The organism is Lysobacter sp. GX 14042 (assembly GCF_021390425.1).
In the GTDB taxonomy this organism is placed as follows: Bacteria; Pseudomonadota; Gammaproteobacteria; order Xanthomonadales; family Xanthomonadaceae; genus Novilysobacter.
Genome location: NZ_JAJUWY010000002.1, coordinates 500,416 through 525,584 on the forward strand (window position 1 = coordinate 500,416; position 25,169 = coordinate 525,584).

The following is a 25,169-nucleotide window of genomic DNA, read 5'->3' on the forward strand; positions in this document are numbered from 1 at the left end:
CGGAAAGCGCGGCGGGCAAGCAACGCACGCATTCCGGTGATCAGTCCCGCTCGCGCAGGAACCGCGCCATCGAAACGTCCCCCGGCGCCGCCGGCGGCGGCTCGATCTCGGCGGCGATGTCGACGAAGCCGCGCATGACGGCGATCTCGCGCGGGGTGCGGTTGAGGCCGTCGCGCTGGCCGGGGTCGGCACCGCGGCGCAGCAGCCAGCGGGCCACGTCCAGCAGGCCGTGCAGGGCGGACAGGTGCAGCGGGCCGAAGCCACGCGGGTCGCGCACGTCGAGCCGGGCGTCGTTGTCGAGCAGCAACTCCAGGCCCGCCAGCAGCACCTGTTCGTCGGCGGTGCTGCCCGGCTCGGCGCGTGCGCCCAGCAACAGCAGCAGCGGGGTGGCGCCGCCGGCCTCGTGCTCCAGGTCGGATTCCGCGCCGGCCAGCAGCAGGGCATCGAGCAGCGCGACCAGCCGCGCGCGGTCGCCGGCGGAGAAGCCGAACATCGCCGCGCAGTGCAGCGCGGTGCGGCCGTGATCGTCGGTGGCGTGGATGTCGGCGCCGGCGCCGAGCAGGCGCGCGGCCATGTCCGGCAGGCCGAGCGCACAGGCGAGCATCAACGCGGTCAGCCCGTCGGGCAGGCGCTGTTCGATTTCGGCACCGGCGGCGATCAGCTGGTCGACGATCGCGGCCTTGCGCATGCTCACCGCCGCCGACAGCGGGGTGGCGCCGGTGCCGGCGGTGCAGGAAGGGTTGGCGCCGCGCGCCAGCAGCAGGTCGACCAGTGCGCCATGGCCGCCTCCGGCGGCCCGCAGCAGCGCGGTGCAGCCCTGCCGGTCGACCGCTTCGACCGGCAGGCCCAGTTCCAGCAGCCGGCGCACCGCGTCGGCGTCGCCGACGATCGCCGCCGCCGGGATATCGGCATCGAGCAGGCGCCGGCGCGGCAGTGGCCAGCCACGCCAGTCGAGCCAGTCGGCCAGGTCGCGCCGGCCGGCCGAGAGCGCCACGCCCAGCGGGCTCTGGCCGTCGGCGGCCAACAGTTCCGGATTGGCGCCATGGGCGATGAGCTGGCGCAGCATCGAGTCGCGGCCCAGGGCCGCGGCCAGGTGCAGCGGGCCCATGCCATGGCTGTCACGCAGGTCGGGGTCGGCGCCGGCGCCCAGCAGCCGGTCCACCAGGCGGCTCCAGTCCAGGCGCACGGCCAGCGTCAGTGGCGGGTCGCCGGCGGGTCCGGCGCCGAACGGGTCGGCGCCACGCTCCAGCAACTCGAGCGCGAACAACTCCGCCTCGGGCCCGCGACCCCGGCCGTTGCCGGCGGCACACGCGCCCAGCCAGCGGGCCAGTCCCCCCGCTCCGGCCGGCGACACGCCAGCCGCCAGCAGCGCGCGCACCGGCTCGATCGCGGCCGTCCCCTGGCCCAGCCAGTCGAACAGCGGCGTGTTGCCGAGGCCGTCGCGCACTTCGGGATCGGCACCGCGGGCCAGCAACCATACGACCTGGTGCGCCGGCGGGGCACCGCCACCATCATGGAGCAGCGCTCCGAGTTCACGTGGCGACAGCCGGGCGGCGACCGCCGCCATCCCGTCCTCCAGGCCCTCCGCCAGGGCCTCGCGGAGCAGGGTCAATGGCGCGCGCCCGGATTCGCCCTCCGGCTCTTCACCGGCGACCGGCAACACCCGCGACGGGTCGAGTACCGCGACCAGCGGCCAGCGCCGGGCGTCCAGCGCCCGGTCCAGGGCGCTGCGGCCCTCATCGTCGCGCCGGGAGGGATCGGCGCCACCGGCCACCAGGGCCTGCAGCAGCCCGGGCTCCGCGCCTTCCAGGCCGGCGGCAAGCATCAACAGGTCACGGCCGGCGTCGTCGGGCAGCAGCACCGCCGCCGCCAGGTCGTCGGGTGACAGCTTCTCCAGCAACAACTCCAGCAGGCCCAGGTGACCGCCACGGGCCGCCTCGTGGACCGGCTGCCGGTCCTGGGCATCACGCCCCGCCGGATCCGCGCCCGCCGCCAGCAACGCCGCGGCGATCGCAGGGTGGCCGGCCAGGGCGGCCTCGTGCAATGCCGTCCGTCCGCCCCGGCCCGTGGCACCTGCCCGCGCCTTGTACTTGAGCAACAGGGCCACGCCGGCAGGGTCGTCGTCCTCCACCGCGGCGGCGGCGAGAAGGGACGGCTGTGCATCGGGAGGTTCGGCTTTGGCGCCACGCTCGAGCAGGAAGCGCGCCAGGCGCCAGTTGCCGGCGGCGCAGGCGAGGCCCAGTGGCGTCCAGCCGTCGGCATTGACCGCCTCGAGCTCGGCGGCGGCATCCAGCAACAGGGCGGCCACGCCCGGGTCCGAGCTGCGGGCGGCGTAGTGCAGCGGGGTGTTGCCGCCGGCATCGCGGGTGCGCGGATCGGCGCCATTGGCCAGCAGCGTGGTGACCGCGTCGGGCCGGCCGTGCCAGCTGTCGCGGGTGGCCGCCAGCAGGGGAGTGAGCCCGGCATGGGCCAGGTTGAGGTCGACTCCGCGGGCGATCAGCGCACGCAGCAGCCTCAGGTCGGGAAGCACCGCGGCCAGCGCCGCCAGGCTGCGCTGGTCGCGATCGCCGGGCTGCGGCAGCGCGTGCGGATCGGCCCCGGCCTCCAGCAGTTCCAGCGCCTGCTCGACGCGGCCGTTCCGCGCCGCCTCATACATCGCCGGCTCCAGCGGTTCGGCCGGCGCCGCGGGTTCGGCCACCTCCATGGAGGCCCCTGCCGCGTGCCCGGACCGGACGCCCGTGGCCGCACCGGATGCATCCGGTGCGGCCTGCACGGTTCCGTCGGCTCCCGGAACCAGGGTCCCGGCCAGCGTGCCTGGCGCCACGGGCGTGGCGGGCTCCACCTCGTCCCTTGCGCGCGCGGTTTCATCGTCCTCCATCCAGGTGATCGCCGGCGCCGGTGCGACGTACTGCAGCCACAGGTGCAAACCAACGGAAACAGCCAGCAGCAGCCCCGCCAGTGCCCAGCGGGGGCCGCCCGTGAACAGGCCCGGCCAGGCCAGCAGCAGGACCAGCGCGGCCACGGCGGCGACGCCGGTCGCCACGCCCAGGCCACGCCAGACTCCCGGCTCGAGCCCCGGCAGCGCGCGCCGGTGGTCGCCCAGCGAGCCGCCATCACGCTCCAGCCCCTGCCACAGCGGCCACAGGCGCCACAGCACCAGCAGCGCGATCCCCACCACGCTGCTGGCCATCAGGACCGGCCCGAGCGCGCCACTGGACAGCAACGCCGACAGCGGCCAGGCCAGCATCAGTGCAAACCCGCCCAGCGCAAGCGCCCACAGGGCCAGCAACGGCAAGGCCCCGGCGCGCAACTGCATGACCCCGGGCACACGATGGCTGCGCCGGCCGCGGGCCGCGAGCGCCAGGACCGGCTGCAGCAGCCAGCCGGCCGGGGCGGCCGCTACCGGCACGCCCGCCACCAGGGCGGCGAGGACGACCGCCACTGCCAGCAGTGCCGCAACAAAGGGAACGTGAGGCGGGGACTCAGGCATCGGTGCCCCAGTCCTCCGTCATCGGATCGAGGTCCGGCCGCGGCGGCACCTGCAGGTGGAAACCGCGCGTGGACAACGCCTCCATCACCGTGCCGGCATCGGCCCGGGCCAGCCTGCGCCCCGGGTACAGGTCGACCTCCAGCACCAGCTCCAGCCGCCCGAGCGCGTCCCGCACCCCCGCGGGGATGCGGTCGAACGCATCGCGTGCGGCAAGGAACACATAGGTGTCGTCCTTGCGCAGGCTCTTGTAGACGTAGGCGTGCATTGGGGTACGGCGCGCGGGCGGGGCTGTGGAACAGGATACCCACAACCCGCGGGCGGGCGAACACGCGCGCGCGCGAAAGGCCCGCCTGACGTGACCATCGGCCCGCGAGGGCCCGCGCGGGGCGCTGCTACGCTCCCCCGGTTTTCCACGTCCGGTAGCACCCATGCGCCACAGCCTGCTCGCCTTCGCCCTGCTCATGGGCGTTGCGCCCCATGCCCTCGCCCAGTCCACCGCAGCCCCCACCGGCGCGACTCCGATCACCCTGGACCAGGCGATGGCGGACCCCGACTGGATCGGCCCGCCGGTCGAGGCGGCCTGGTGGGCCTGGGACGGCCAGCGCGTGCAGTACAACCTCAAGCGCGACGGCGAGGCCATCCGCGACACCTGGCAGGCGGGAATCGCCGGCGGCACCCCCGAGCGCATCGACGGCGCCGCCCGGGCAGAACTGGACGGCCCCCTGCCCGCCTATGACGCCACCCGCAGCCGGATGGCCTTCGTCCGCAATGGCGACGTGTTCGTGCGCGACCTGCGCAGCGGCGCACTGACCCAGGTCACCCGCACCGAGGCGCGCGAGTCGCGCCCGCAGTGGAGCCGCCAGGGCAACCTGGTCTTCCGCGCCGGCAACGAGTGGTTCCAGTGGCAGCCCGGGCTGGGCACCAGCCAGGCGGCGGCGGTCCAGGCGGCGAAGGACCCGGCCACCGAGCCCAGGGCCGACGAGCTGCGCGACCGCCAGCTGCGGCTGATCGACACCCTGGCCACCGAGCGCGCGCGCCGCGAGGCAGTGCGCGAGCAGGAAGAGGCCTGGCGCGAGGTCGATCCCACCCGCGCCCCGCCGACAGCCTGGCTGGGCGAGGACCTGGTCATCGTCGACAGCGCGCTCTCGCCCGACGCCGACTGGCTGCTGGTGGTCACCGAGGCCAAGGGCGCCGACAAGGGCAAGGCCGGGCAGATGCCCAGGTACGTCACCGAGTCGGGCTACGAGGAGTTCGAGGACGTCCGCACCCGGGTCGGCCGCAACGCACCGGTCCCGCATCGCCTGTGGCTGGTGGAGACCTCCAGCGGCGCGGTGTCCGAGCTGTCCTTCGATGGCCTGCCCGGCATTGCCAGGGACCCGCTGGCGGAGCTGCGCGAGAAGGCCGAACTGCCCCCGCTGGAAGGCAACCGCGCGCTCCGGGTGGAGCGCGACGCGTACGGCTCCGGGCCTGCGATCGCCTGGCGCGACGACGGCAGCGCCGCCGCGGTGCTGCTGCGCGCGGTGGACAACAAGGACCGCTGGATCGCCACGGTCACTCCGCGCGCCGGCGCGGCGGCCGGGGCATCGCTGGCCAGCCGCCACCGCCTGACCGACCCGGCCTGGATCAACTGGGGCTTCAACGACTTCGGCTGGACCGCCGATGGCGCGCTGTGGCTGCTGTCGGAACAGACCGGTTACTCGCACCTGTACCTCGCCGAAGGCAACGGCACCCCGCGCGCGCTGACCTCGGGCGAGTGGGAGGTCTCCGCGCCGGAACTGTCGGCTGACGGTCGCACCTTCTACTTCACCTGCAACCGCAACTGGCCCGGCGACTACGAGGTCTGCGCGGTGGACCGCGACGGCGGCCCGGTACGCGAGGTGACCTCGCTGGACGGCGTGGAGAATTTCGCCCTGTCCCCGGATGGCTCGCAGCTGCTGGTGCGCCACTCGCTGGCCTACCTGCCGCCGCAGCTTTCGGTGGTCGAAGTGGCCGGCGGCGGCGCCCGGCAGCTGACCGACACCCGCACCGCGGAGTTCCGTGCCCGCCAGTGGATCGAGCCGGAAATCGTGCAGATCCCCTCGACCGACGGCGCCGGCACCATCTGGGGCAAGTACTACGGGCCCGCGCAGATGGAGCCGGGCCGCAAGTACCCGGTGGTGATGTTCGTCCACGGCGCCGGCTACCTGCAGAACGTGCACGCACGCTACCCGAACTACTTCCGCGAGCAGATGTTCCACAACCTGCTGGTGCAGCGCGGCTACATCGTGCTGGACCTGGATTTCCGCGCCTCGGAAGGCTACGGCCGCGACTGGCGCACCGCCATCTACCGCGACATGGGCACTCCGGAGCTGCAGGATTACCTGGACGGGCTGGCCTGGCTGGGCGAGCACCGGCAGGGCGACGTCGACCGCGCCGGCATCTACGGTGGCAGCTACGGCGGCTTCCTGACCTTCATGGCGCTGTTCAAGGAGCCGGGCGCGTTCAAGGCCGGCGCCGCGCTGCGCCCGGTGGCCGACTGGTCGCAGTACAACCACCAGTACACCTCGAACATCCTCAACACCCCCGAGCTCGACCCGGAGGCCTACCTGCGCTCCTCGCCGATCGAGCTCGCCGCGGGCCTGCAGGACCGCCTGCTGATCGCCCACGGGATGATCGACAACAACGTGTTCTACAAGGACTCGGTGATGATGGCGCAGCGCCTGATCGAGCTGCGCAAGGACAAGTGGGAGCTGGCCAGCTACCCGCTGGAGCGCCATGGCTTCGTCCATCCCGACAGCTGGTACGACGAGTACCGGCGGATCCTGGAGCTGTTCGAGGACGCCCTGAAGTAGGCTCCGCGCCCGCCGCGTAGAATGCACCGGCATGAGCGAACGTGACTTCGAAGACGTCCGGGACTACCTGACCGGACTGCAGGACCGCATCTGTGCGGCGATCGAACAGGCGGACGGCGGCGCGCGGTTCGTCGAGGACCGTTGGGAACGGACGCCCCCCGGCGACGGACAGGGCCTGCTGGGCGGCGGCGGACGGACCCGGGTGCTGCGCGGGGGCACGGTGTTCGAGCAGGCCGGCATCGGCTTCTCCGACGTCTCCGGCACCCGCCTGCCCCCCTCGGCGACCGCCAACCGGCCGGAGCTGGCCGGCGCCTCCTGGCGCGCGGCCGGCGTGTCGCTGGTGTTCCATCCGCGCAACCCCTACCTGCCGACCACCCACGCCAACGTGCGCCACTTCCACGCCCAGCGCGACGGCGAGACGGTGGCCCGGTGGTTCGGCGGCGGCTTCGACCTGACGCCCTTCTACCCCTTCGACGAGGACGTGCTGCACTGGCACCGCACCGCCCGCGAACTGTGCGCGCCATACGGCGGAGAGGCGCGCTACCAGGCCCACAAGCGCTGGTGCGACGAGTACTTCTTCCTGAAACACCGGGATGAGTGCCGTGGCGTCGGCGGGCTGTTCTTCGACGACCTCAACGAGGACTTCGAGGCCGACTTCGGCTACCTGCGCGCGGTCGGCGACGGCTTCCTCGACGCCTACCTGCCGATCGTCGAGCGCCGCCGCGACAGCCAGTACGGCGAGCGTGAGCGCCAGTTCCAGCTCTACCGGCGCGGACGCTACGTGGAGTTCAACCTGGTCTGGGACCGCGGCACCCACTTCGGCCTGCAGTCCGGTGGCCGGACCGAGTCGATCCTGATGAGCCTGCCGCCGCTGGTGCGCTGGGAGTACGGCTTCCAGCCCGAGCCGGGCAGCCCCGAAGCCAGGCTGGACGAGTACCTCAAGCCCCGCGACTGGCTTCCCGCCCCGTAGCCCGTAGCCCGTAGCCCGGGTAAGCGAAGCGCACCCGGGGAGAGTCCATGGATGCCCGCGTACGCGGGCATGGCGGGGGTGCGGGCATGAGGGGTTCGGGCGTGACGGGGCCGGTGCGTACGCGCGCACGGCGGGCGAAGAACCAATAAAAAGCCCCGCCGGAGGGGGGCCGGCGGGGCTCGGGACAGGGAACGGAGACCTGGGGAGGGGTCGTTTTCCGTTCCCGGGATCACTCCAGGGGAGGGAGAGATCGGTGACAGGCGTTGCACCTGTCGAGGGCTATATGAGCATTTGAAACATGCACGGCACGTGAAGGCACCGGGCCTTGGAACAGAAGGGTTCAGGGCAAATTCAGAGCCTTGGAATCGTGCAAAACACGCCCGTTCATTTTTGTCAAGGCGCGGCGGCAAATGCCATTGTGCGACACCTTGCGGGGGGAGGTCAGTGTGCCTCGTCCCAGTTGGCCCCGACTCCGCTCTCGACCAGCAGCGGCACCGCCAGTTCGGCCGCTGCACACATGCGCGCGGGCACCTCGGCCAGCAGGGTATCGACGAAGCCCGCGTCGACCTCGAACACCAGTTCATCGTGCACCTGCAGGATCATCAACGCCGGGCTTCCGCCGCCATTGCGCTGTCCGGCCAGCCAGGCATCGATGTCGATCATCGCCCGCTTGATGATGTCCGCCGCGGTGCCCTGCATCGGGGCGTTGATCGCCGCGCGCTCGGCGCCGGCGCGCAGGCCCTGGTTGCGGGCGTGGATGTTGTCCAGGTACAGCCTGCGGCCGAACACGGTCTCCACGTATCCCTGCTCGCGCGCCTGCTCGCGGGTGCGGTCCATGTACTCGCGCACCCCCGGATAGCGGCTGAAGTACAGGCCGATGTAGTCCTGCGCCTCGCCGCGCGGCACGCCGATCTGCCTGGCCAGCCCGAACGCGCTCATGCCGTACATCAGGCCGAAGTTGATCGCCTTGGCGGCGCGGCGTTCGCCGGGCTCCACCTGGTCGATCGCCTTGCCGAACACCTCCGCGGCGGTCGCGCGGTGGATGTCCTGGCCGGAGCCGAAGGCGCGCAGCAGCGCAGGGTCGGCCGACAGGTGGGCCATGATCCGCAGTTCGATCTGCGAATAGTCGCAGGCGACGATGCGCCGGCCCTCCGGCGCGACGAAGGCCTGGCGGATGCGCCGGCCGTCGGCGGTGCGGATCGGGATGTTCTGCAGGTTCGGGTCGGACGAGGCGAGCCGCCCGGTGGCCGCGCCGGCCTGGTGGTAACTGGTGTGCAGCCGTCCGCTGTCGGCGTTGATCATCTGCGGCAGCTTGTCGGTGTAGGTGCCGCGCAGCTTGGCCAGGCTGCGGTAGTCCAGGATCACCCTGGGCAGCTCGTGCAGGTCGGCGATCGCCTCCAGGGCCTCCTCGTTGGCCGAGGGTTGCCCCTTGGGCGTCTTCACCAGCGCCGGCAGCTTCAGTTCGTCGTACAGCAGCGCGCAGACCTGCTTGGGCGAGTCGAGGTTGAAGCTGCGCCCGGCCAGCGCGGTCGCCTTCTGCTGGGCGGCGAGCATGCGGGCGGCGAGGTCGGCGGACTGGCGGCGCAGCTCCCCGGCGTCCACCAGCACCCCGTTGGCTTCGATCCGCTCCAGGATCGGCACCAGCGGCATCTCGATCCCGCGGTAGACCTGCTCCAGGGCGGGTTCGGCGGCCAGTTTCGGGCCCAGCACCCGGTGCAGGCGCAGGGTGATGTCGGCGTCTTCGGCGGCGTAGCGCAGCGCCTCGTCCACGCCGACCTGGTCGAAGGTGATCTGCTTGGCGCCCTTGCCGGCGACATCGGCATAGGTGAGCGTCTGGTAGCCCAGGTAGCGGCTGGCCAGCGAGTCCATGTCGTGCCGGGTCGCGGTGGCGTTGAGCACGAAGCTTTCCAGCATCGTGTCGTCGGCATAGCCGGCCACCGCCAGCCCATGGCAACGCAGCACGTGCAGGTCGTACTTGCCGTGGTGGCCGATCTTGCGCTTCGCCGGGTCGGTCAGCACCGGGCGCAGGGCGGCCAGCACGGTTTCCACCGCCAGCTGTGCCGGCGCGCCGGGATAGCCGTGGCCGACCGGGATGTAGCAGGCACGGCCGGGCTCCACCGCCAGGCTGATGCCCACCAGCCGCGCGCACAGGGCATCGAGCGAGTCGGTCTCCACGTCGAAGGCGAACTCGTCGGCCGCCTCCACCCGCGCGACCCAGTCCGCGAGTTGCCCGGGTGTCAGCACCAGTTCGTACTCGCCGGGCGCGGCCAGCGCCGGATCGACGTCGGGCGCGGGCGCGGCGGCATTGCGCGCGTAGCCGGCGGCCGTGGCGCGCAGGCCGATGCGGTCGCCTGCGGCATCGGCCGCGACGCTGGCTTGGCCACCCTCGCCTTCCAGGTCGCGCAAGGCCTGGCGGAAGCCGTACCGGGTGTACAGCGTGCGCAGGTCGTCCACGTGCGGCTCGCGCAGCAGCAGCTGGTCGTGGCGGACCTCCAGCGGCACGTCCAGGCGGATGGTGGTCAGCTCGCGGTTGAGCGGCAGGCGCTCGAGCACCGCGCGCAGGTTCTCGCCGATCTTGCCTTTGATGGCATGGGCGTTGGCGATCACTCCGTCCAGGTCGCCGTACTCGGCCAGCCACTTGGCCGCGGTCTTGGGACCGCACTTCTCGACCCCGGGGATGTTGTCGATCTTGTCGCCCATCAGCGCCAGGTAGTCGATGATCTGGTCCGGGCGCACGCCGTGCTTGCCGACCACCGCCTCGACGCTGTCCAGGCGGCTGCCGCTCATGGTGTTGACCAGCCCGATGCCGGGGCACGGCGCGCCCTCGCCGTCGAGGCAGGGGCGCACCAGCTGGGCGAAGTCCTTGTCGCTGGTGGACACGGTCACGTCCACCCCGGCATCGGCCGCCTGTACCGCCAGGGTGCCGATCACGTCGTCGGCCTCCACCCCGTCGATGCGCAGGATGCTGATGCCCAGCGCCTCGACGATGTCGCACATCGGCTGCAGCTGGCTGCGCAGCTCGTCGGGCATCGGCGGGCGGTTGGCCTTGTACTCGGCGTCCAGGTCGTCGCGGAAGGTCCTGCCGGGCGCGTCGACCACGAAGGCGACGTAGTCCGGCTTCTCCTTGAGCGTGGCGCGCAGCATGTTGACCACGCCGAACAGGGCGCCGGTGGGCTCGCCGGCCTCGTTGCTCAGCGGCGGCAATGCGTGGAAGGCCCGGTACAGGTAGCTCGAGCCGTCGATCAGGACCAGTCGTTTCATCCCGCCGATTCTACGTGGACTGCCGGCGCCACCCCGGCGGCGTATGCTGAACGGGTCCGCCCGACAGGAGTTCCCGCCATGCGCACCGCCGCCGTCACCGCTGCCCTGTCCGCCCTGCTGCTCGCCGCCTGCGCCAGCGTCCCGGCGGCCCCGGAGGATCCGACCCTCGCCCTGCAGAACCCCGAGGTCACGCGCACCGTGGCCGAAAACGGCGACGTGATCGAGGAATACCGGGTCAACGGCCGCCTGCAGGTGGTGAAGGTCACGCCCGGGCGCGGGCCGGTCTATTACTTGATGGACAGCGACCGCGACGGCAACCCGGACGAGAACGTCCCGGCGGTGTACTGGAAGCTGTTCGAGTGGAACTGACACCCCCAAGGAGAAGCAGCCGATGAAAGGCTTTGTCGACGACATCGAGAAACTCACCACCGGCAACGACGACTTCCGTCGCGTGGTCTACACCGGCAAGCACATGCAGCTGGTGCTGATGACCCTCAAGCCCGGCGAGGAGATCGGTGCCGAGGTGCACGAGGGCCACGACCAGTTCCTGCGCTTCGAGGAAGGCGAGGGCGAGGTGGTGATCGACGGCACCACCCACCGGGTCGAGGACGACTTCGCGGTCATCGTGCCGGCCGGCGCCCGCCACAACGTCCTCAACACCGGCGATTCACCGCTGAAGCTGTACACCCTGTACGGGCCGCCGGAGCACCGGCTGGACGTGGTCCATCCGGACAAGCCCGCCGCCGAGTCCGAAGAGGAACACTTCGACGGGCGCACGACGGAATAACCGCGTACCCGGATGACTCCCGACAGCCGGCTTCGTGCCGGCTGTCGTCGTTTACCCCCCCCGCCAGCCTGGACGGAGCCTTGCGCCGCGAACGCCTGCTGCCGCTGATCATCGCCACCGCCCTGTTCATCGAGAACATGGATTCAACCGCGATCACCACCTCGCTGCCGGTGATCGCGGCCGAGTTCGGCGTCGAGCCGGTCGGCCTGAAGCTGGCGCTGACCACCTACATGCTGGCACTGGCGGTGTTCATCCCGGTCAGCGGCTGGGTCGCCGACCGCTTCGGCGCGCGCCCGGTGTTCATGGGCGCGATCGGGGTGTTCCTGCTCGGTTCGGTCGCCTGCGCCGTCTCGCAGTCGCTGGGCGGGCTGGTGGCCGCGCGCTTCCTGCAGGGCTGCGGCGGGGCGATGATGGTGCCGGTCGGCCGGCTGGTGCTGCTGCGCAGCGTGTCCAAGGCCGAACTGGTACAGGCGCTGAGTTGGCTGTCGATCCCGGCGCTGCTGGGGCCGATGCTGGGTCCGCCGCTGGGCGGGCTGATCACCACCTACGCCCACTGGCGCTGGATCTTCCTGATCAACATCCCGATGGGACTGCTGGGCATCTGGCTGGCGCGCCGTTACATCCCGCTGCTGAAGCAGCCGGTCAAGCCGCTGGACTGGCGCGGGTTCTCGCTTTCGGCCAGCGGTCTGGGGCTGGCGATGTTCGGCTTCTCCACCCTGGGCCGGCACCTGCTCAGCGTGCAGCTCTCGCTGGGCGCGCTGCTGGTCGGCGTGGTCCTGCTGGGCGGCTACGTCAGGCACTCGCTGCGTCACCCGCACCCGCTGATCGACCTGCGGCTGCTGAAGCAGGTGACCTTCCGCACCGGGGTGCTCGGCGGCTCGCTGTTCCGCATCGGCGTGGGGGCGTTGCCGTTCCTGCTGCCGCTGATGCTGCAGACCAGCTTTGGCCTGAGCCCGTTCCAGTCCGGCCTGATCACCTTCACCTCGGCGGCCGGCTCGATGTTCATGAAGACCTTGGCCGGACGCATCCTCAACCGTTTCGGCTTCCGCCCGGTCCTGATCGCCAACGCGCTGATCGCCTCGCTGATGCTGTGCGCCTTCGGCCTGTTCCGCGCCGACACCCCCTACCCGCTGATGGTCGGCATCCTGCTGGCCTCCGGCTGCTTCCGCTCGCTGCAGTTCACCAGCCTCAACGCGATCGCCTATGCCGAGGTCGACCAGGCCCGCATGAGCCAGGCCAGCAGCTTCGCGGCAATGGCCCAGCAGGTCTCGCTGGCGCTGGGGATCACCTTGGGCGGCTACGCGCTGACCGTGTCGAGCCTGGCCACCGGCGAGCCGACCAGCGCGGCGATCAACTTCACCTTCGCCTTCCTGAGCATCGGAGTGGTGTCGGCAACCTCGGCGTGGATGATGGCGAAGCTGCCCAGGAACGCAGGATCGGAGATGGCGTCGCGTGCGCGCGAGGGGCGTGAGGTGGCGGAGCCGAAGGTGGAGCAGCGGTCGGCGACCTGATCGCACAGTTATGGCGGAAGGTAGCCGGAATGTTTCCACGAGCCACCGCGGAACCATGCCCGTTGTTACTATCGCCGCGCGTGTGCAGGGGAAAGGCCACGCATTCAAGACACTAGGGGAACCACATGTACTGGTATTTGAAGGTGCTGAAAAATTACGTGGGCTTCGAGGGGCGAGCCCGTCGGAAGGAATACTGGATGTTCACTCTCTTCAGCCTGATTGCGACCATCCTGATCGCAGTCATCGACGTCATCTTCGGGACGCTCGACGCGGAAAGTGGCTGGGGCCTCTTCGGTACGCTGTATGGCTTGGCGGTGTTCCTGCCAGGCTTGGCCGTCAGCGTCCGCCGGCTGCACGACATCGACAAGAGTGGCTGGTGGCTGCTGATCATGTTTGTTCCACTTGTCGGTATCTTGGTCCTTCTGGTGTTCGCGGTCAGAGAGGGCACCAACAGCAACAATCGCTTTGGACCCGACCCGAAAATCGGCGAAGAGGGCGGGGCTCCGGCACTGGCCTGAGAGCCTCCCAGGGCAGCATTGAGACGGCGCCCCTGGGCGCCGTCTGCCTTTCCACGGCGTTCGCGGCGACTTAACCGGCCTTGCGGATAGTCGTAGCCACTGCCAGCAGGAGGCTGTCATGCCTTACGACCGTATCTCCGACCTCCCCGACTCCGTCCGCGACAACGTGCCCAAGCACGCGCAGGAGATCTACAAGGAGGCGTTCAACAGCGCCTGGGACGAGTACAAGGATCCCGACGACCGTCGCGGCGACACCTCGCGCGAGGAGACCGCGCACAAGGTGGCGTGGGCGGCGGTGAAGGAGAAGTACGAGAAGGGGGATGACGACAAGTGGCACGCGAAGTAGGAGCGCCCGCATCGTCATGCCCGCGAACGCGGGAATCCACTGCCTGCGTCACGAACGTCCATGGATGCCCGCGTTCGCAGGCATGACGTCAGGCCGGCTGCAGGTTGGCGTAGGCCAGCACCAGCCACTTGCTGCCGGCGTCGTCGAAGTTGACCTGCACCCGGGCGTGGGCGCCGCTGCCCTCGTAGTCGGTGACCACGCCGGTGCCGAACTTGGCGTGGCGCACGTTGGCACCCAGCGGCAGCGGGGGGGCCTCGATCGCCGCGTGGCCGAAGTTGCGGCGCGGGGCGGCCCCCGCCACCGGGCGTGAGACCTGCACCTTGGGGCGCACCTCGTGCAGCAGCGCGGGCGGGATCTCGCGCAGGAAGCGCGAGGGCACGCCGTACATGTCCATGCCGTGGATGCGCCGGGCCTCGGCGTAGCTCAGCACCAGCTTCTCGCGGGCACGGGTGATGCCGACGTAGGCCAGGCGGCGTTCCTCCTCCAGCCGGCCGGATTCCTCGATCGACTTGTTGTTGGGGAACAGCCCCTCCTCCAGCCCGCCCAGGAACACCAGCGGGAACTCCAGGCCCTTGGCGCTGTGCAGGGTCATCAGCTGCACGCCCTCCTCGCCGGCCTCGGCCTGGCCTTCGCCGGCCTCCAGTGCGGCGTAGGACAGGAAGGCGACCAGTTCGGGCATGGCCTCGCTGTCCTCGTCGTCGCTGCGGGTGAAGCGCGAAGCCACCGACACCAGCTCGTCGAGGTTGTCGGTGCGCGAATCGAGCTGGCCCTTGGATTCCTTCGCGTAGTGCTCGCGCAGCCCGGATCGGGCGAGCACGTGGTCGATCTTCTCCTGCAGGCCCATGTCGGCGATCTCCGCCTCGATGGCTTCGACCAGCTGCAGGAAACCGGCCAGTGCATTGCGGGCGCGGGCGGCCAGCACCGGCTCCTCGCTCAGCCAGCGCGCGGCCACCCACAGCGGGGCGCCGTCAGCGCGGGCGCGCAGGCGGACCTCGTCCAGGGTGCGCTGGCCGATGCCCCGGGCCGGCGTGTTGACCGCGCGCTCGAAGGCGGCGTCATCGCTGCGGTTGGTGACCAGCCGCAGGTAGGCCAGGGTGTCCTTGATCTCGGCGCGCTCGAAGAAGCGCTGCCCGCCGTATACCCGGTACGGCACCTGCTCGGACAGCAGCGCCTCCTCGAAGGCGCGCGACTGGGCATTGCTGCGGTAGAGGATCGCCACCTCGCCATAGCTGCCGCCGTCGCGCACCCACTGGCGCAGCCGCTCGACCACGAAGCGCGCCTCGTCGATCTCGTTGTAGGCCGCGTACAGGTCGATCGGCTCGCCGCTGCCGCTGTCGGTCCACAGCTTCTTGCCCAGCCGTCCGGGGTTGTGCGCGATCACCGCGTTGGCGGCGTCCAGGATGTTGGCCGAGGAACGGTAGTTCTGCTCCAGGCGGATGGTCTTCGCGGCGCTGCCGTCGGGGAGCGTGAAGTCCTTCAGGAACTTCTGCACGTTCTCGACCTTGGCCCCGCGCCAGCCGTAGATCGACTGGTCGTCGTCGCCGACCACGAACACCTGCCCACTGTCGCCGGCCAGCACCCGCACGAAGGCGTACTGGATCGCGTTGGTGTCCTGGAACTCGTCGACCAGCACCTGGCCGAAGCGGTGGCGATAGTGCGACAGCAACGCCGGGTTGTCGCGCAGCAGCTCGTGGGCGCGCAGCAGCAGCTCGGCGAAGTCGACCAGCCCGGCGCGCTCGCAGCGCTCCTGGTAGGCGGCGTAGCAGCGCAGCATCACGTCGGCCCACTGGTCGCCCGGGTCGGCCTGGATGTGCTGCGGCCGCCGGCCCTCGTCCTTCTGCGCGTTGATCCACCAGGCGATCTGCCGCGGCGGAAAGCGGCTGTCGTCCAACTCCAGCCCCTGCACCACCCGCTTGACCAGCCGCAGCTGGTCGTCGGAATCGAGCACCTGGAAGCCCTCCGGCAGCTTCGCCTCGCGCCAGTGCAGCCGCAGCAGCCGGTGGGCGATGCCGTGGAAGGTGCCGATCCACATCCCGCGGGTACCGCCACCCAGCTGGGCATCGACCCGGTGGCGCATCTCGGCCGCCGCCTTGTTGGTGAAGGTGACTGCGAGGATGCCGTGCATCGGCACCCCGAAGACCTCGTGCAGCCAGGCGATGCGGTGGGTCAGCACGCGGGTCTTGCCGGAACCGGCACCGGCTAGGACCAGGTAATGGCCGGGGGGCGCGGATACGGCCTCGCGCTGGGCCGGGTTCAGCCCGTCGAGCAGGTGGGAAACATCCATCGCGCCATTCTACCGGCCCTGCCCGGCACCCCGGCGCAGGCATCCCAGCTCACGCAACTCGCGCATCACCAGCTCGCGGCTGGCGCCAACTGCCGAGCCGCCCGGTCCGTCCAGCATCATCCGCAGCTCGCTGCACGTCGCCGCCTTCTGCATGCGGCCCAGCCGGCCGCCGAACGATGCATCCTCCATCCGCACGCGAAGCCTGGGCAACGACGGTTGCCAGGCCCTGGTGGACGGCGCCGCCGAGGAACGGAACCCGGTGGTTTCCCGCTCCGGCAATCGCAGGTTCAGCGTAGTGCCGGCCAGATCCTCGGCCCCGGCCCGGGCGTGCGGATCAGGGCGCATGTCACCGGCCCGCACCCGGGAGGGCTCCCGGGTGCGTTGGATCACCTGTTCCTTCTGCGCCGGTGGCAATGGAATCTCCTGCACCCGGGGAGGCGGCGGCATGTTGGCGACGAGCACGACCTGCATGGGCGCACCGGAGCCGGAAACCTGCCGATGAGCCACCGGCCGCTGCAAGGCGAGGAATGCCAGGACCGGCACCCCAAGCGCGACAACCATCGCTGTGTAATGCGCACCGCGCTCGTCCATTCCGTCCCTTTCCCTGGGAAACAGTCGCGGCTTGGACCGCCGGACGCCGCGGAGGTTCCTTCAGAGCCGCGCCGGAGGCGGTGTGTCTGCGGATGCCGTAGACAGCGGAACGCCTGCCGGCTTCAACCACGCATCGGCTGCACAAGGACTTCATGGCCTGGCAGAAAGACTGGACGGCCCGTTTCAAGGAAACCCGACATGACCGACAAGAAGATCCAGCACACCCTGAACGACCTGATCGAGATCGCCCGGGACGGCAGCGAGTTCTACAGCGAGGCGGCCGGCAAGGTGGACAACGCCGAGCTGGCGGACCTCTTCAGGCGCATGGGCGAGCACAAGCGCGAAATCGCGAGCGGCCTGGCCAGCGAAGTTGCGGTGGCGGGTGGCGATCCCGCCGACCACGGCACCATGGTCGGCTCGATGCGCCAAGCCTATGCCAAGGCCCGTGCCGCGCTGGGCAATACCGACTACGCCTACGTGGCGGAACTGGAAGAGCTGGAGGACCGCCTGCTCGGGGCGTTCAAGGACACGCTCGAGGACAGCGACACCCCGGCCGCCGCCCGCGCCGCCGCGCAGAAGTACATGCCGCAGGTCACCGAATGCCACAACACCATGCGCAACCGCAAGTTCGCCATGAAGGGCACGCGCTGAGCCGCGCGCGACACCACCCGTAACCCGCCTTCAAGGAGGTAGCCCATGGGGCTGTTCTCGAAGATCCGCGACCGCATCTTCAGCCGCAAGACCGCATCCGCATCGACGCCCAACCCCGCAGGCAACCGCGCGCCCGCAGCCGGTGTTTCCGGTGGCAGCAGGAACGGCCCTGCCGTCGCGCCGCCGCCCGCGCCGCGGGCTGCGCCGGCTCCGGCCCCCGCGCCAAGCCCTGCACCCGCGCCCGTCGATGTCGAAGCCGTGCTCACCGCCATGGCCGCGGAGAAGGGCGGCCAGAGCGACTGGCGGCACTCCATCGTCGACCTGCTGAAGCTGCTTGACCTCGATTCCAGCCTGGAAGCGCGCAAGGAACTGGCGGCCGAACTGGGCGTCAATGCCGGGGCGCATGGCAGCGCGGAGCAGAACATCGCCCTGCACCGGGCGGTAATGCGCAAGCTGGCCGAAAACGGCGGCAAGGTACCCGACGAGCTGAAGGACTGAAGTTCACCGGCCCCGGCCAGTCCGGGGCCGGCCTCCGTTCCGGTTTGCACGGGGTTGCCGGTTGGCCCGGGGCCATCCGGTACTCGCGCGGCGGTTCGGCCCCCATCAGGTGGCGGACGAAGTAGCCTCCAGGAGTTCCTGTCGACTGCTGTGTGTAGAGTCGAGCCGGGGAACAGGCATCCAAGGGGAGGCAAGGAATGCGGGGAACTCTTCTTCTGGCCTTGGCGCTGGCGGCAACCACCTGCGCAGTTCCGGCCATGGCGGCATGTGACTACGACCTGGAAGCGATGCTCGAGCTCGACGAGCAGGCGTTCGACCAGGATCTCACTGACGGGGGCGGCGGGTGGCGGAAAATCGCCCGCGAGCCGGGCTGCGAACTGGATACCGCAGACCTGATCCGCGCCTATCGCGACCGCCACGGCGTGGAAGGCGGAATCCTGGCCTGGCACGAAGGCCAGATGCGCGCTTCGGCCGGGCAGTACGTCCAAGCCGCGCGCCTGTTCAGGGCGGCGCGCCGCAAGCCTGCGGAAGACCCCGCCGGCTGGAACCATTACGTGGACGCCAGCATCGCCTTCCTCGAGCGCGACATGGACCGTCTGCTGGCCGCCCGCCGGGAACTGGCGGCGATCCCGGTTCCCGAAGGCTCCGGCTTCCCGCCGCTGATCGACGGATACGTCACCTTTCCTTCGGCCCCCGGGCAACCGGAGATGAAGTTTCGCTGGCCTCCGAACCTCGAGGTGGTGGACGCGCTGGTGACGTGTTTCGAAAGCAGCTACAGCATCGCGTACGGCGATCCAGCGTGTCGCCAAGGGCAGTCGGATGAGAACGGAGTGTCCGCCCCGGCGGAATCCGGAGCCAACGCCGCGGAGCCCCTGGATGCAGATGCGGGCACGCTCCAGGACCTGGCTGACACCGTTTACCGTGATCGACCCTCTGCGGAAAGGGGGCGCGCCCTGCGCGAGCGCTATCTGGCGGTCTACGGTGAAACCCGCCCGGAAGCACTGGACGACGCAGCATTGGAGGGATTGTTCGAATCGCTGTCCACAGTCGCCTTCTATCTGGACGAGGAAGCGCCGGCTCGCGAGCTGCTGGCGATCACCGCGGAGCTGGAACGCCGTTCGGGCGCCACACCCGAACAGCTCGAGCGTACCCATGAGGTCCTTGTCGCCGCGCGCCTGCTCGATGAGGCGCGCGCGTTCCACGATCTACACCCCGGCCTTGAAGCGCGGCGGGTACCCGCGGTCGAGGCCGTAGACGGACCAACGAGCAGCGGCCCGGGCTTGCTGACCTGGCATCCGGAAGGCAGCGTGCTCCGGCGTGAGGCGATCGACCTGGATACGGAGTACCAGGTGCTCGTGGTTTCGCATCCGCTTTGTGGGTTCTCGAAGGCCGCGGCGGAAGCGATCAGCAACGACCCCGAGCTGGGCGACCTGTTCGCCCGCCACGCGACCTGGATCGTCGCGCCGCCGGGAAACCTGCCACTGGGTCCGATCGAACAGTGGCAAGCAAGCCACCCCGAACAGCGCATCGGCCTGATCGACCAGCCCACCTCGTGGCGCTTCATCGAAACCGGCAGTACGCCGGTGTTCTATTTCCTCAAGTCGGGCGAGGTGGCCGAAAGCGTGTCCGGCTGGGCGGAGGATGGCAATCGGGAAGCGGTGGTTGCGGCCCTGCGGCGGGTCGGCGCCTTGCCGGTCCCGGAGGGCGCGCGGAGTATCCCGCCAGAGACGATCGAACCGCCCAACGCAACCACGGCCCCCTCGGACACGCCCATGCAAGTGTCGCCGGAGCCGTGACCCGGAATACCACATAGTCGACCGGTATGAACTCGACTGCGGTGATTCAAAGGTCGAGGTCTACATGGACATGTATCACTGCGACGCGCCGGTGCCGGACAGGGCGCCGGAAGGATTCAAGCTGCTCCACTGAGGGTGGATGCACGCATTCGCGGGAATGAAGCGATCAGGGGGCCTTCATCCGGTACTCGCGCGGCGGCTCGGCCCCCATCAGGTGGCGGACGAAGTAGTCCCAGCGGCGGCGGGTCATGTAGGCATCGTCCTCGCCGAAGCCATGGCGGGCGTGCGGGAACACGATCAGGTCGAAGTCCTTGTTGGCTTTCACCAGGGCGTCGACCAGCAGCAGGGTATTCGTCACCGGGACGTTGTCGTCCATCATCCCGTGCGCCAGCAGCAGCTTGCCCTGCAGGTTGCCGGCGCGGTTCTGGTTAGCCTGGGCCTCGTAGATGGGCGTGCCGTCGGCGCCGCGCACCTCCAGCTCCATCCACTTCTCGATCCAGTCGTCCTCGTAGCTGCGGTTGTCGTGGTTGCCGGCCTGGGACACGCCGACCTTGTAGAACTCCGGATAGGTGAACAGCGCATCGGCCGTGGCGTAGCCGCCGCCGGAGTGGCCCCAGACGCCGACGCGCTCCAGGTCGAGCCATGGGTGGCGTTCGGCCAGTTGCCGCAGGCCGGCGACCTGGTCGGGCAGGGTGTTGTCGCCGATGTCGCCATCGAAGGCGTCGTGGAAGGACTTCGAGCGCCACGGGGTGCCCAGCCCGTCGAGGGTGACCACGATGAAGCCCAGTTCCGCCAGGGCCTGGTGGTCGCGGCGGGCCGGGCTGAAGCTGCGGCTGCCGACCGAGCCGGTCTGCGGACCGGGGTAGATGTAGTTCACCACCGGGTACTTGCGCGACGGGTCGAAATCGGTCGGCTTGAACAGCATCCCGTACAGCTCGGTCACTCCGTCGCGAGCCTTCACGGTGAACGACTCGGGCGGGATCCAGCCGGCGGCGTACAGGCGGCCGGCCTCGGCCTGGGCCACAGTGGCGAGCACCCGGCCATTGCCGCTGCTGCGCAGGACGGTCACCGGCGGGGTAGCCGGAGTGGAATGCGCATCGACGAAGTGCCGGCCGTCCGGGGACAGGAAGACCGTGTGGTCGGCGTTCTCGGGTGTCAGCAGCACCGGCTCGCCGCCATCCAGGCTGACCTTGTAGAAGTGTTGGTAGTACGGGTCGCGCCCGTCCTCCATGCCGACGCCGCGGAACCACACCGTGCGGCTGTCGGGGTCCACCCGCAGCACCTGGGTGACGTTGTCCTCGCCCGTGGTCACCGCGTGCTTGAGCGTCCCGTCCAGGCCATACAGGTACAGATGGCCCCAGTCGCTGCGCTCGGAGAACCACAGGAACTCACCGCTGCCCGGCAGGTAGTGCCAGTTGACCTTGCCGTTGCCGCTCTCGAAGTAGCTCGGCGCGTGCTCGTGGTAGACCTCGCGCACCGCGCCGGTGCGCGGGTCGGCGATTCGCAGCCAGGTGTCGCGGTGGTCGCGCGAGGTGGAGGCGAAGGCCAGCGATGCGCCATCCGGCGCCCACTGAACGTCCTCCCAGCCGCCATCGCAGCTGATGTGGTCGCACAGGGTGGAGCGGTGAAAGTCGGGCTCCATGTCCAGCCGCACCAGCGTGCGGGCGGGCACGTCGATCACCACCCGCTCGATCATGTTGACGTGCTCGTCGCCGGCGAACGGATACTTCCAGCGTTCCACCCCCGGGGCGCCCACGGCGGTGCGCACCATCACCATCTCGCTGACCTGGCGCTGGTCCAGGCGGAAGGTGGCGATCCGCGTCGAGTCCGGTGACCAGACCAGGATCGCGCGGTCGCTGTGGGTCCAACCGGCGTTGTCGGTGGCGTAGCCGTAGTGCTCGGTACCGTCGGTGGTGAGCTGTGTTTCCTTCCCGGTGTCCAGTTCGCGCACCCACAGGTTCCAGTCACGGATGAAGGCGCCCAGGCGACCGTCGGGGGACGCGACCGCCGGCTCGCCGCCGCCCGCCTCCCGCTGCGTGCACGACAGGGCCTCGCCCTCGCCTTCGCACCGGTACTGCTGCCTGGCGATGGTCAACTCCAGGCGCCCATCGGCATCGAAGTCCAGCGCGGTGAGCTCGAGCTTGCCGGCCTCGTGCACCTTGCCGCCCAGCGCATTGAGCGCAGCGGCCACGACCGCGTGGTCGAAAGCCTCGCGCGCCTGGCCGGTCGCCAGGTCGAAGATCCGGTAGTGGTCGCCGCGCGCGTCATGGTCGCGGTACCAGAAGCGGCCGTCGTCGAGCCACTCCACCCGGGTCACCGCGTGGTCGAGCAGCGGAGTGGCGTTGTAGCCCATGAAGGCTTCGGCGCGGGCGTAGTCGTCGTGGGTCAACATCACGGGTGCATCGGACTGGGAGGGCTGTGCGGTGGCGGTGGCGGTGGCGGCCAGCAGGCCGCCCAGGGCCGCGCCGAGCAGGCGCAGGCCGGGACGCGTGGTCTTCATCGGAATCCCCGGATCTCAGAGCTGGAACACATCGCCGCAACCTTACCCGGATCGGCCACCAGGGGTGGGCCGCACCCGCGTCGGCCCGGCGCCGGCGGCGCCTGAACGCGTTGCCGCCCCGCACGGGCCCGCTGGCATACTGCGGCGGTACCGGCGGGTGGGGAGCCCGCTGCAGCCAGGGAAACCCGTGTCGCCAGCGTTGCCAGACTCCACCCCGCCCGCTTCCGCCCCCCTCCGCCGGCACTCCGCCGCGCCACCGGCGCCGATGGAGCCGGTGGCGGTGCGCGCCTGGACGGCGACCACCGCCCTGGGCCGTGGGGTCCAGGCACAGCTGGACGCCCTGGTCGCCGGCCGCAGCGGCCTGCGGCGCAACGACTTCGGGCCGCTGGTCGATGGCGCACCGCTGCCATGCTGGATCGGCCGGGTCGAGGGCGTCGAGGACAGCCCGCTGCCCGACGTGCTGGCCCATTGGGAGTGCCGCAACAACCGGCTGGCGTGGATGGCGCTGCAGGCCGACGGCCTGCCGGAGGCGATCGCCGCGGCTGCCGGGCGCCACGGTCGCGACCGCGTCGCGGTGGTGGTCGGCACCTCGACCTCGGCGATCGGCGCCACCGAGGAGGCCTACACCCGGCTGCAACCGGCCGCGGATGGGACCGCCTCGTTCCCGCCCGACCTGGCACGCCCGGCGATCCATACCGTCCATGCACTGGGTGCTTTCGTGCAGGAGGCCACCGGCCTGGCCGGACCCTGCATGACGGTAGCGACCGCCTGCTCGTCCAGCGCCAAGGTGTTCGCCCAGGCGGCACGGCTGCTGCACGCCGGGCTGGCCGATGCGGTGCTGGTCGGCGGCGTCGACACCCTGTGCGGCAGCGTGCTGTACGGCTTCAATTCGCTGCAGCTGGTCTCGCCTGGACCCTGCCGTCCGTTCGACACGGCGCGCGACGGCCTGTCACTGGGCGAGGCCGGCGGCTTCGCCCTGCTCGAGCGCACCGCGACCGGCGACGACGTCCTGAAACTGTGTGGCTACGGCGAGTCCAGCGATGCCCACCACATGTCCCACCCGCATCCGCAAGGCGAAGGGGCGCGGCTGGCGATGCGCGATGCGCTGGCACGTGCCGGCATCGGCGCCGGCCAGGTCGGCTACCTGAACCTGCACGGCACCGCGACACCGGCCAATGACCGGGTCGAGGCGGCCGCGGTGGCGGCGCTGTTCCCGCCGGCGCTGCACGCCTCCTCGACCAAGGGCTGGACCGGGCACACCCTGGGCGCGGCGGGGATCGTCGAATCGGTGTTCGCCCTGCTCGCCCTGCGCGAAGGGCTGCTGCCGGGAACCCTGGGCAGCACCGCGCCCGACCCGGCCTGCGGCCCGCAGGTGCGGCTGGCCGGTGCGCGCGCGCCGGTGGGGTACGCGATGAACAACTCCTTCGGTTTCGGCGGCAACAACTGCTCGCTGGTGTTCGGCCGATGAGCAGCCTGGCCTGCACGATCGAGGGCATCGGCTTCTGGAGCCGCGGGCTGCCGTCCTGGGAAGCCGCGCTGGCCTTCGCCCGCGCCGGCGTGCTGCCGGAGCAGGCGCCGGCGAAGCCCTCCCCGCAACTGCTGGCAGCCAACGAGCGCCGGCGCGCGCCGGAAACCGTTGCCGTCGCACTGGAAGTCGCGCTGGCCGCGTGCCGCGATGCCGGCCGCGAGCCGGGCAGCCTGCCCTCGGTGTTCGCCTCCAGCCAGGGGGACCTGGTGATCGCCGACTACATGTCCGCGACCCTGGCCGCGAGCCCGGCGGCGATCTCCCCGACCCGCTTCCACAACTCGGTGCACAACGCCGCCGCCGGCTACTGGACCATCGGCACCGGGGCCATGCACCCGGCCACCGCGCTCAGCGCCGGCCCCGGGACCTTTGCCCAGGGACTGCTGGAAGCGCTGGCCCAGCTCGCCTGTGGCGCCCCGGCGGTGTTGCTGGTGGGCTATGACGGGGCCGCCATTGGGCCGCTGGGCGGGGTGGTACGCAGCGAAGGCCTGCTCGGGTGCGCGCTGGTGCTCGGGCGCGAGGCCCGGTCCGGCGCACCGCGGCTGCGTGCGCGGCTGGCCGGCCATGGCGCAAACCACGGGGCGGCCGACGCGGATGTCGACGCGGCCGGCCCGCTCGCCCGCCACGCCGTCGGCAACGCCAGCTCGCCGATGCTACCGCTGTTCGATGCCCTCGCCCGCGGCACGACCGGAGCGACACTGGACGCCGGTGCCGGCCGCCGCCTCGAAATCACTTTCGATGAACAAGCCGGCCGGCAAGGTGGCGCGCATGAATCGTGACGACATTGCGGTGGTCATTCCCGCGCTGAACGAATCGTTGCGCATCCGCGACGTGGTGCAGGGGGCGCTCGCCGAATGCCCGCACGTGATCGTGGTCGACGACGGTTCCGACGATGACACCGTCGCCCGGATCAGCGGCCTGCCGGTGACCGTGCTGCGCCATGCCACGCGACAGGGCAAGGGGGCGAGCCTGCGCGACGGCTTCGCCGAGGCGCTGCGGCAGGGCCGCTCCGGCGTGCTGACCATGGACGGCGACGGCCAGCATTCCGCGGCGGACATCCCGCGCATGCTCGACACCGCGCGCCGCTACCCGGGGCACATCGTGATCGGCGCGCGCCTGCGCAAGCGCTCGCAGCAGCCGGCCTACCGCCGGCTGGCGAACGCGTTCGGGGACTGGGGGATCGCCTGGGGCACCGGCTACCGGATCGCCGACACCCAGAGCGGGCAGCGCCTGTATCCGGCGGAGGTCGCCGCGCTGGGCGACGTGCCCGGCGAGGACTTCGTGTTCGAGGCGCAGATCCTGATGTCCGCCGCCCAGCAGCTGGGCACCCGCTGCGTGTCGATCCCGATCGAGTCGCGCTATGCCTGCGTCCAGGCCGAGGAAGAAGCCGCGGGCCAGCCGGAGGTGTTCCGCGCCAGCCACTTCCGGCCCTTGCGGGACTTCAGCCGCATCACCGGCCACGTGGTCGCCTGCGTCCTGCAGCGCGGCAACATGCTGGAGGTCCACCGCAGCATCCGCGCCCACCCGCCGCTGATCGACGACCCCAGCGGCGAGTTCGCGCGGCTGGCCAGCCAGGAACCCCTGGGCACCCGCTGAGCGGGCGCGGCCGG

At 70.8% G+C, this 25,169-nt stretch carries 19 protein-coding genes; 13 read left to right on the forward strand and 6 right to left on the reverse strand.

What is annotated here, in order from left to right; genetic code table 11:
• Positions 1-40: 40 nt before the first annotated feature.
• Both LY625_RS05740 and LY625_RS05745 read right to left on the reverse strand, forming a co-directional pair.
• Entirely contained in the window at positions 41-3,490 is a 3,450-nt protein-coding gene (locus LY625_RS05740; RefSeq protein ID WP_233738220.1) for an ankyrin repeat domain-containing protein, read from the reverse strand.
• A complete protein-coding gene (locus tag LY625_RS05745) occupies positions 3,483-3,755 on the reverse strand; it encodes a YcgL domain-containing protein (RefSeq protein WP_233738221.1) in 273 nt (90 codons plus the stop codon). The genes LY625_RS05740 and LY625_RS05745 overlap by 8 nt, the downstream gene beginning before the upstream one ends.
• A gap of 196 nt (positions 3,756-3,951) precedes the next feature.
• Here LY625_RS05745 and LY625_RS05750 point away from each other — a divergent pair, with 196 nt between their 5' ends.
• Positions 3,952-6,321: a S9 family peptidase gene (locus tag LY625_RS05750; RefSeq protein WP_233738347.1), complete on the forward strand. Its 2,370-nt coding sequence runs from the start codon at positions 3,952-3,954 to the stop codon at positions 6,319-6,321.
• A gap of 31 nt (positions 6,322-6,352) precedes the next feature.
• Complete coding sequence (hemF, locus tag LY625_RS05755) at positions 6,353-7,291, forward strand: oxygen-dependent coproporphyrinogen oxidase (RefSeq protein ID WP_233738222.1); 939 nt, start codon at positions 6,353-6,355, stop codon at positions 7,289-7,291.
• Between the two features lie 441 nt (positions 7,292-7,732).
• Here hemF and polA read toward each other — a convergent pair whose 3' ends face one another.
• Complete coding sequence (polA, locus tag LY625_RS05760; RefSeq protein ID WP_233738223.1) at positions 7,733-10,552, reverse strand: DNA polymerase I; 2,820 nt, start codon at positions 10,550-10,552, stop codon at positions 7,733-7,735.
• Positions 10,553-10,630: 78 nt separating this feature from the next.
• On the opposite strand from polA, the gene LY625_RS05765 reads away from it, so the two are divergent.
• From LY625_RS05765 to chaB, 5 genes are all read left to right on the forward strand, one after another.
• The gene (locus LY625_RS05765) at positions 10,631-10,921 is read left to right on the forward strand and encodes a DUF2782 domain-containing protein (protein WP_233738225.1); all 291 of its coding nucleotides are present in this window, start codon (positions 10,631-10,633) and stop codon (positions 10,919-10,921) included.
• A gap of 22 nt (positions 10,922-10,943) precedes the next feature.
• On the forward strand, positions 10,944-11,339 hold the full coding sequence (locus LY625_RS05770; protein WP_233738226.1) for a cupin domain-containing protein: 396 nt from the start codon (positions 10,944-10,946) through the stop codon (positions 11,337-11,339).
• Positions 11,340-11,419: 80 nt separating this feature from the next.
• Positions 11,420-12,850, forward strand: coding sequence for an MFS transporter (locus LY625_RS05775; RefSeq protein WP_233738228.1), 1,431 nt, complete (start codon positions 11,420-11,422; stop codon positions 12,848-12,850).
• A 125-nt stretch (positions 12,851-12,975) separates the two neighbouring features.
• Positions 12,976-13,368: a DUF805 domain-containing protein gene (locus tag LY625_RS05780; protein ID WP_233738232.1), complete on the forward strand. Its 393-nt coding sequence runs from the start codon at positions 12,976-12,978 to the stop codon at positions 13,366-13,368.
• Positions 13,369-13,486: 118 nt separating this feature from the next.
• A complete protein-coding gene (gene chaB / locus LY625_RS05785; RefSeq protein ID WP_233738233.1) occupies positions 13,487-13,714 on the forward strand; it encodes a putative cation transport regulator ChaB in 228 nt (75 codons plus the stop codon).
• A gap of 88 nt (positions 13,715-13,802) precedes the next feature.
• Here chaB and uvrD read toward each other — a convergent pair whose 3' ends face one another.
• Entirely contained in the window at positions 13,803-15,998 is a 2,196-nt protein-coding gene (uvrD, locus tag LY625_RS05790) for a DNA helicase II (RefSeq protein ID WP_233738234.1), read from the reverse strand.
• A gap of 9 nt (positions 15,999-16,007) precedes the next feature.
• Complete coding sequence (locus tag LY625_RS05795) at positions 16,008-16,589, reverse strand: hypothetical protein (RefSeq protein WP_233738235.1); 582 nt, start codon at positions 16,587-16,589, stop codon at positions 16,008-16,010.
• Positions 16,590-16,787: 198 nt separating this feature from the next.
• On the opposite strand from LY625_RS05795, the gene LY625_RS05800 reads away from it, so the two are divergent.
• The 3 genes from LY625_RS05800 to LY625_RS13485 all read left to right on the forward strand — a co-directional run bounded on the left by LY625_RS05800 (position 16,788) and on the right by LY625_RS13485 (position 19,534).
• A complete protein-coding gene (locus tag LY625_RS05800; RefSeq protein ID WP_233738236.1) occupies positions 16,788-17,240 on the forward strand; it encodes a PA2169 family four-helix-bundle protein in 453 nt (150 codons plus the stop codon).
• A 45-nt stretch (positions 17,241-17,285) separates the two neighbouring features.
• Positions 17,286-17,738 (forward strand): DUF3597 domain-containing protein, encoded by a 453-nt coding sequence (locus LY625_RS05805; RefSeq protein ID WP_233738238.1) that lies wholly within the window; start codon positions 17,286-17,288, stop codon positions 17,736-17,738.
• A 257-nt stretch (positions 17,739-17,995) separates the two neighbouring features.
• Positions 17,996-19,534 carry a hypothetical protein gene (locus LY625_RS13485; protein WP_343223464.1) on the forward strand — a complete coding sequence of 513 codons (1,539 nt, stop codon included), beginning with the start codon at positions 17,996-17,998 and terminating at the stop codon, positions 19,532-19,534.
• A gap of 166 nt (positions 19,535-19,700) precedes the next feature.
• Here LY625_RS13485 and LY625_RS05815 read toward each other — a convergent pair whose 3' ends face one another.
• Positions 19,701-22,034, reverse strand: coding sequence for a DPP IV N-terminal domain-containing protein (locus tag LY625_RS05815; RefSeq protein WP_233738239.1), 2,334 nt, complete (start codon positions 22,032-22,034; stop codon positions 19,701-19,703).
• A 265-nt stretch (positions 22,035-22,299) separates the two neighbouring features.
• Here LY625_RS05815 and LY625_RS05820 point away from each other — a divergent pair, with 265 nt between their 5' ends.
• Genes LY625_RS05820 through LY625_RS05830 form a run of 3 tightly spaced genes read left to right on the forward strand, consistent with a single transcriptional unit; the run spans position 22,300 to position 25,155 of the window.
• Positions 22,300-23,502 (forward strand): beta-ketoacyl-[acyl-carrier-protein] synthase family protein, encoded by a 1,203-nt coding sequence (locus tag LY625_RS05820; RefSeq protein WP_233738240.1) that lies wholly within the window; start codon positions 22,300-22,302, stop codon positions 23,500-23,502.
• The gene (locus tag LY625_RS05825) at positions 23,499-24,338 is read left to right on the forward strand and encodes a beta-ketoacyl synthase chain length factor (protein ID WP_233738242.1); all 840 of its coding nucleotides are present in this window, start codon (positions 23,499-23,501) and stop codon (positions 24,336-24,338) included. The genes LY625_RS05820 and LY625_RS05825 overlap by 4 nt, the downstream gene beginning before the upstream one ends.
• Positions 24,319-25,155: a glycosyltransferase family 2 protein gene (locus LY625_RS05830; protein WP_233738348.1), complete on the forward strand. Its 837-nt coding sequence runs from the start codon at positions 24,319-24,321 to the stop codon at positions 25,153-25,155. Before LY625_RS05825 ends, LY625_RS05830 begins: the two co-directional genes overlap by 20 nt.
• The last annotated feature ends 14 nt before the right edge of the window (positions 25,156-25,169 follow it).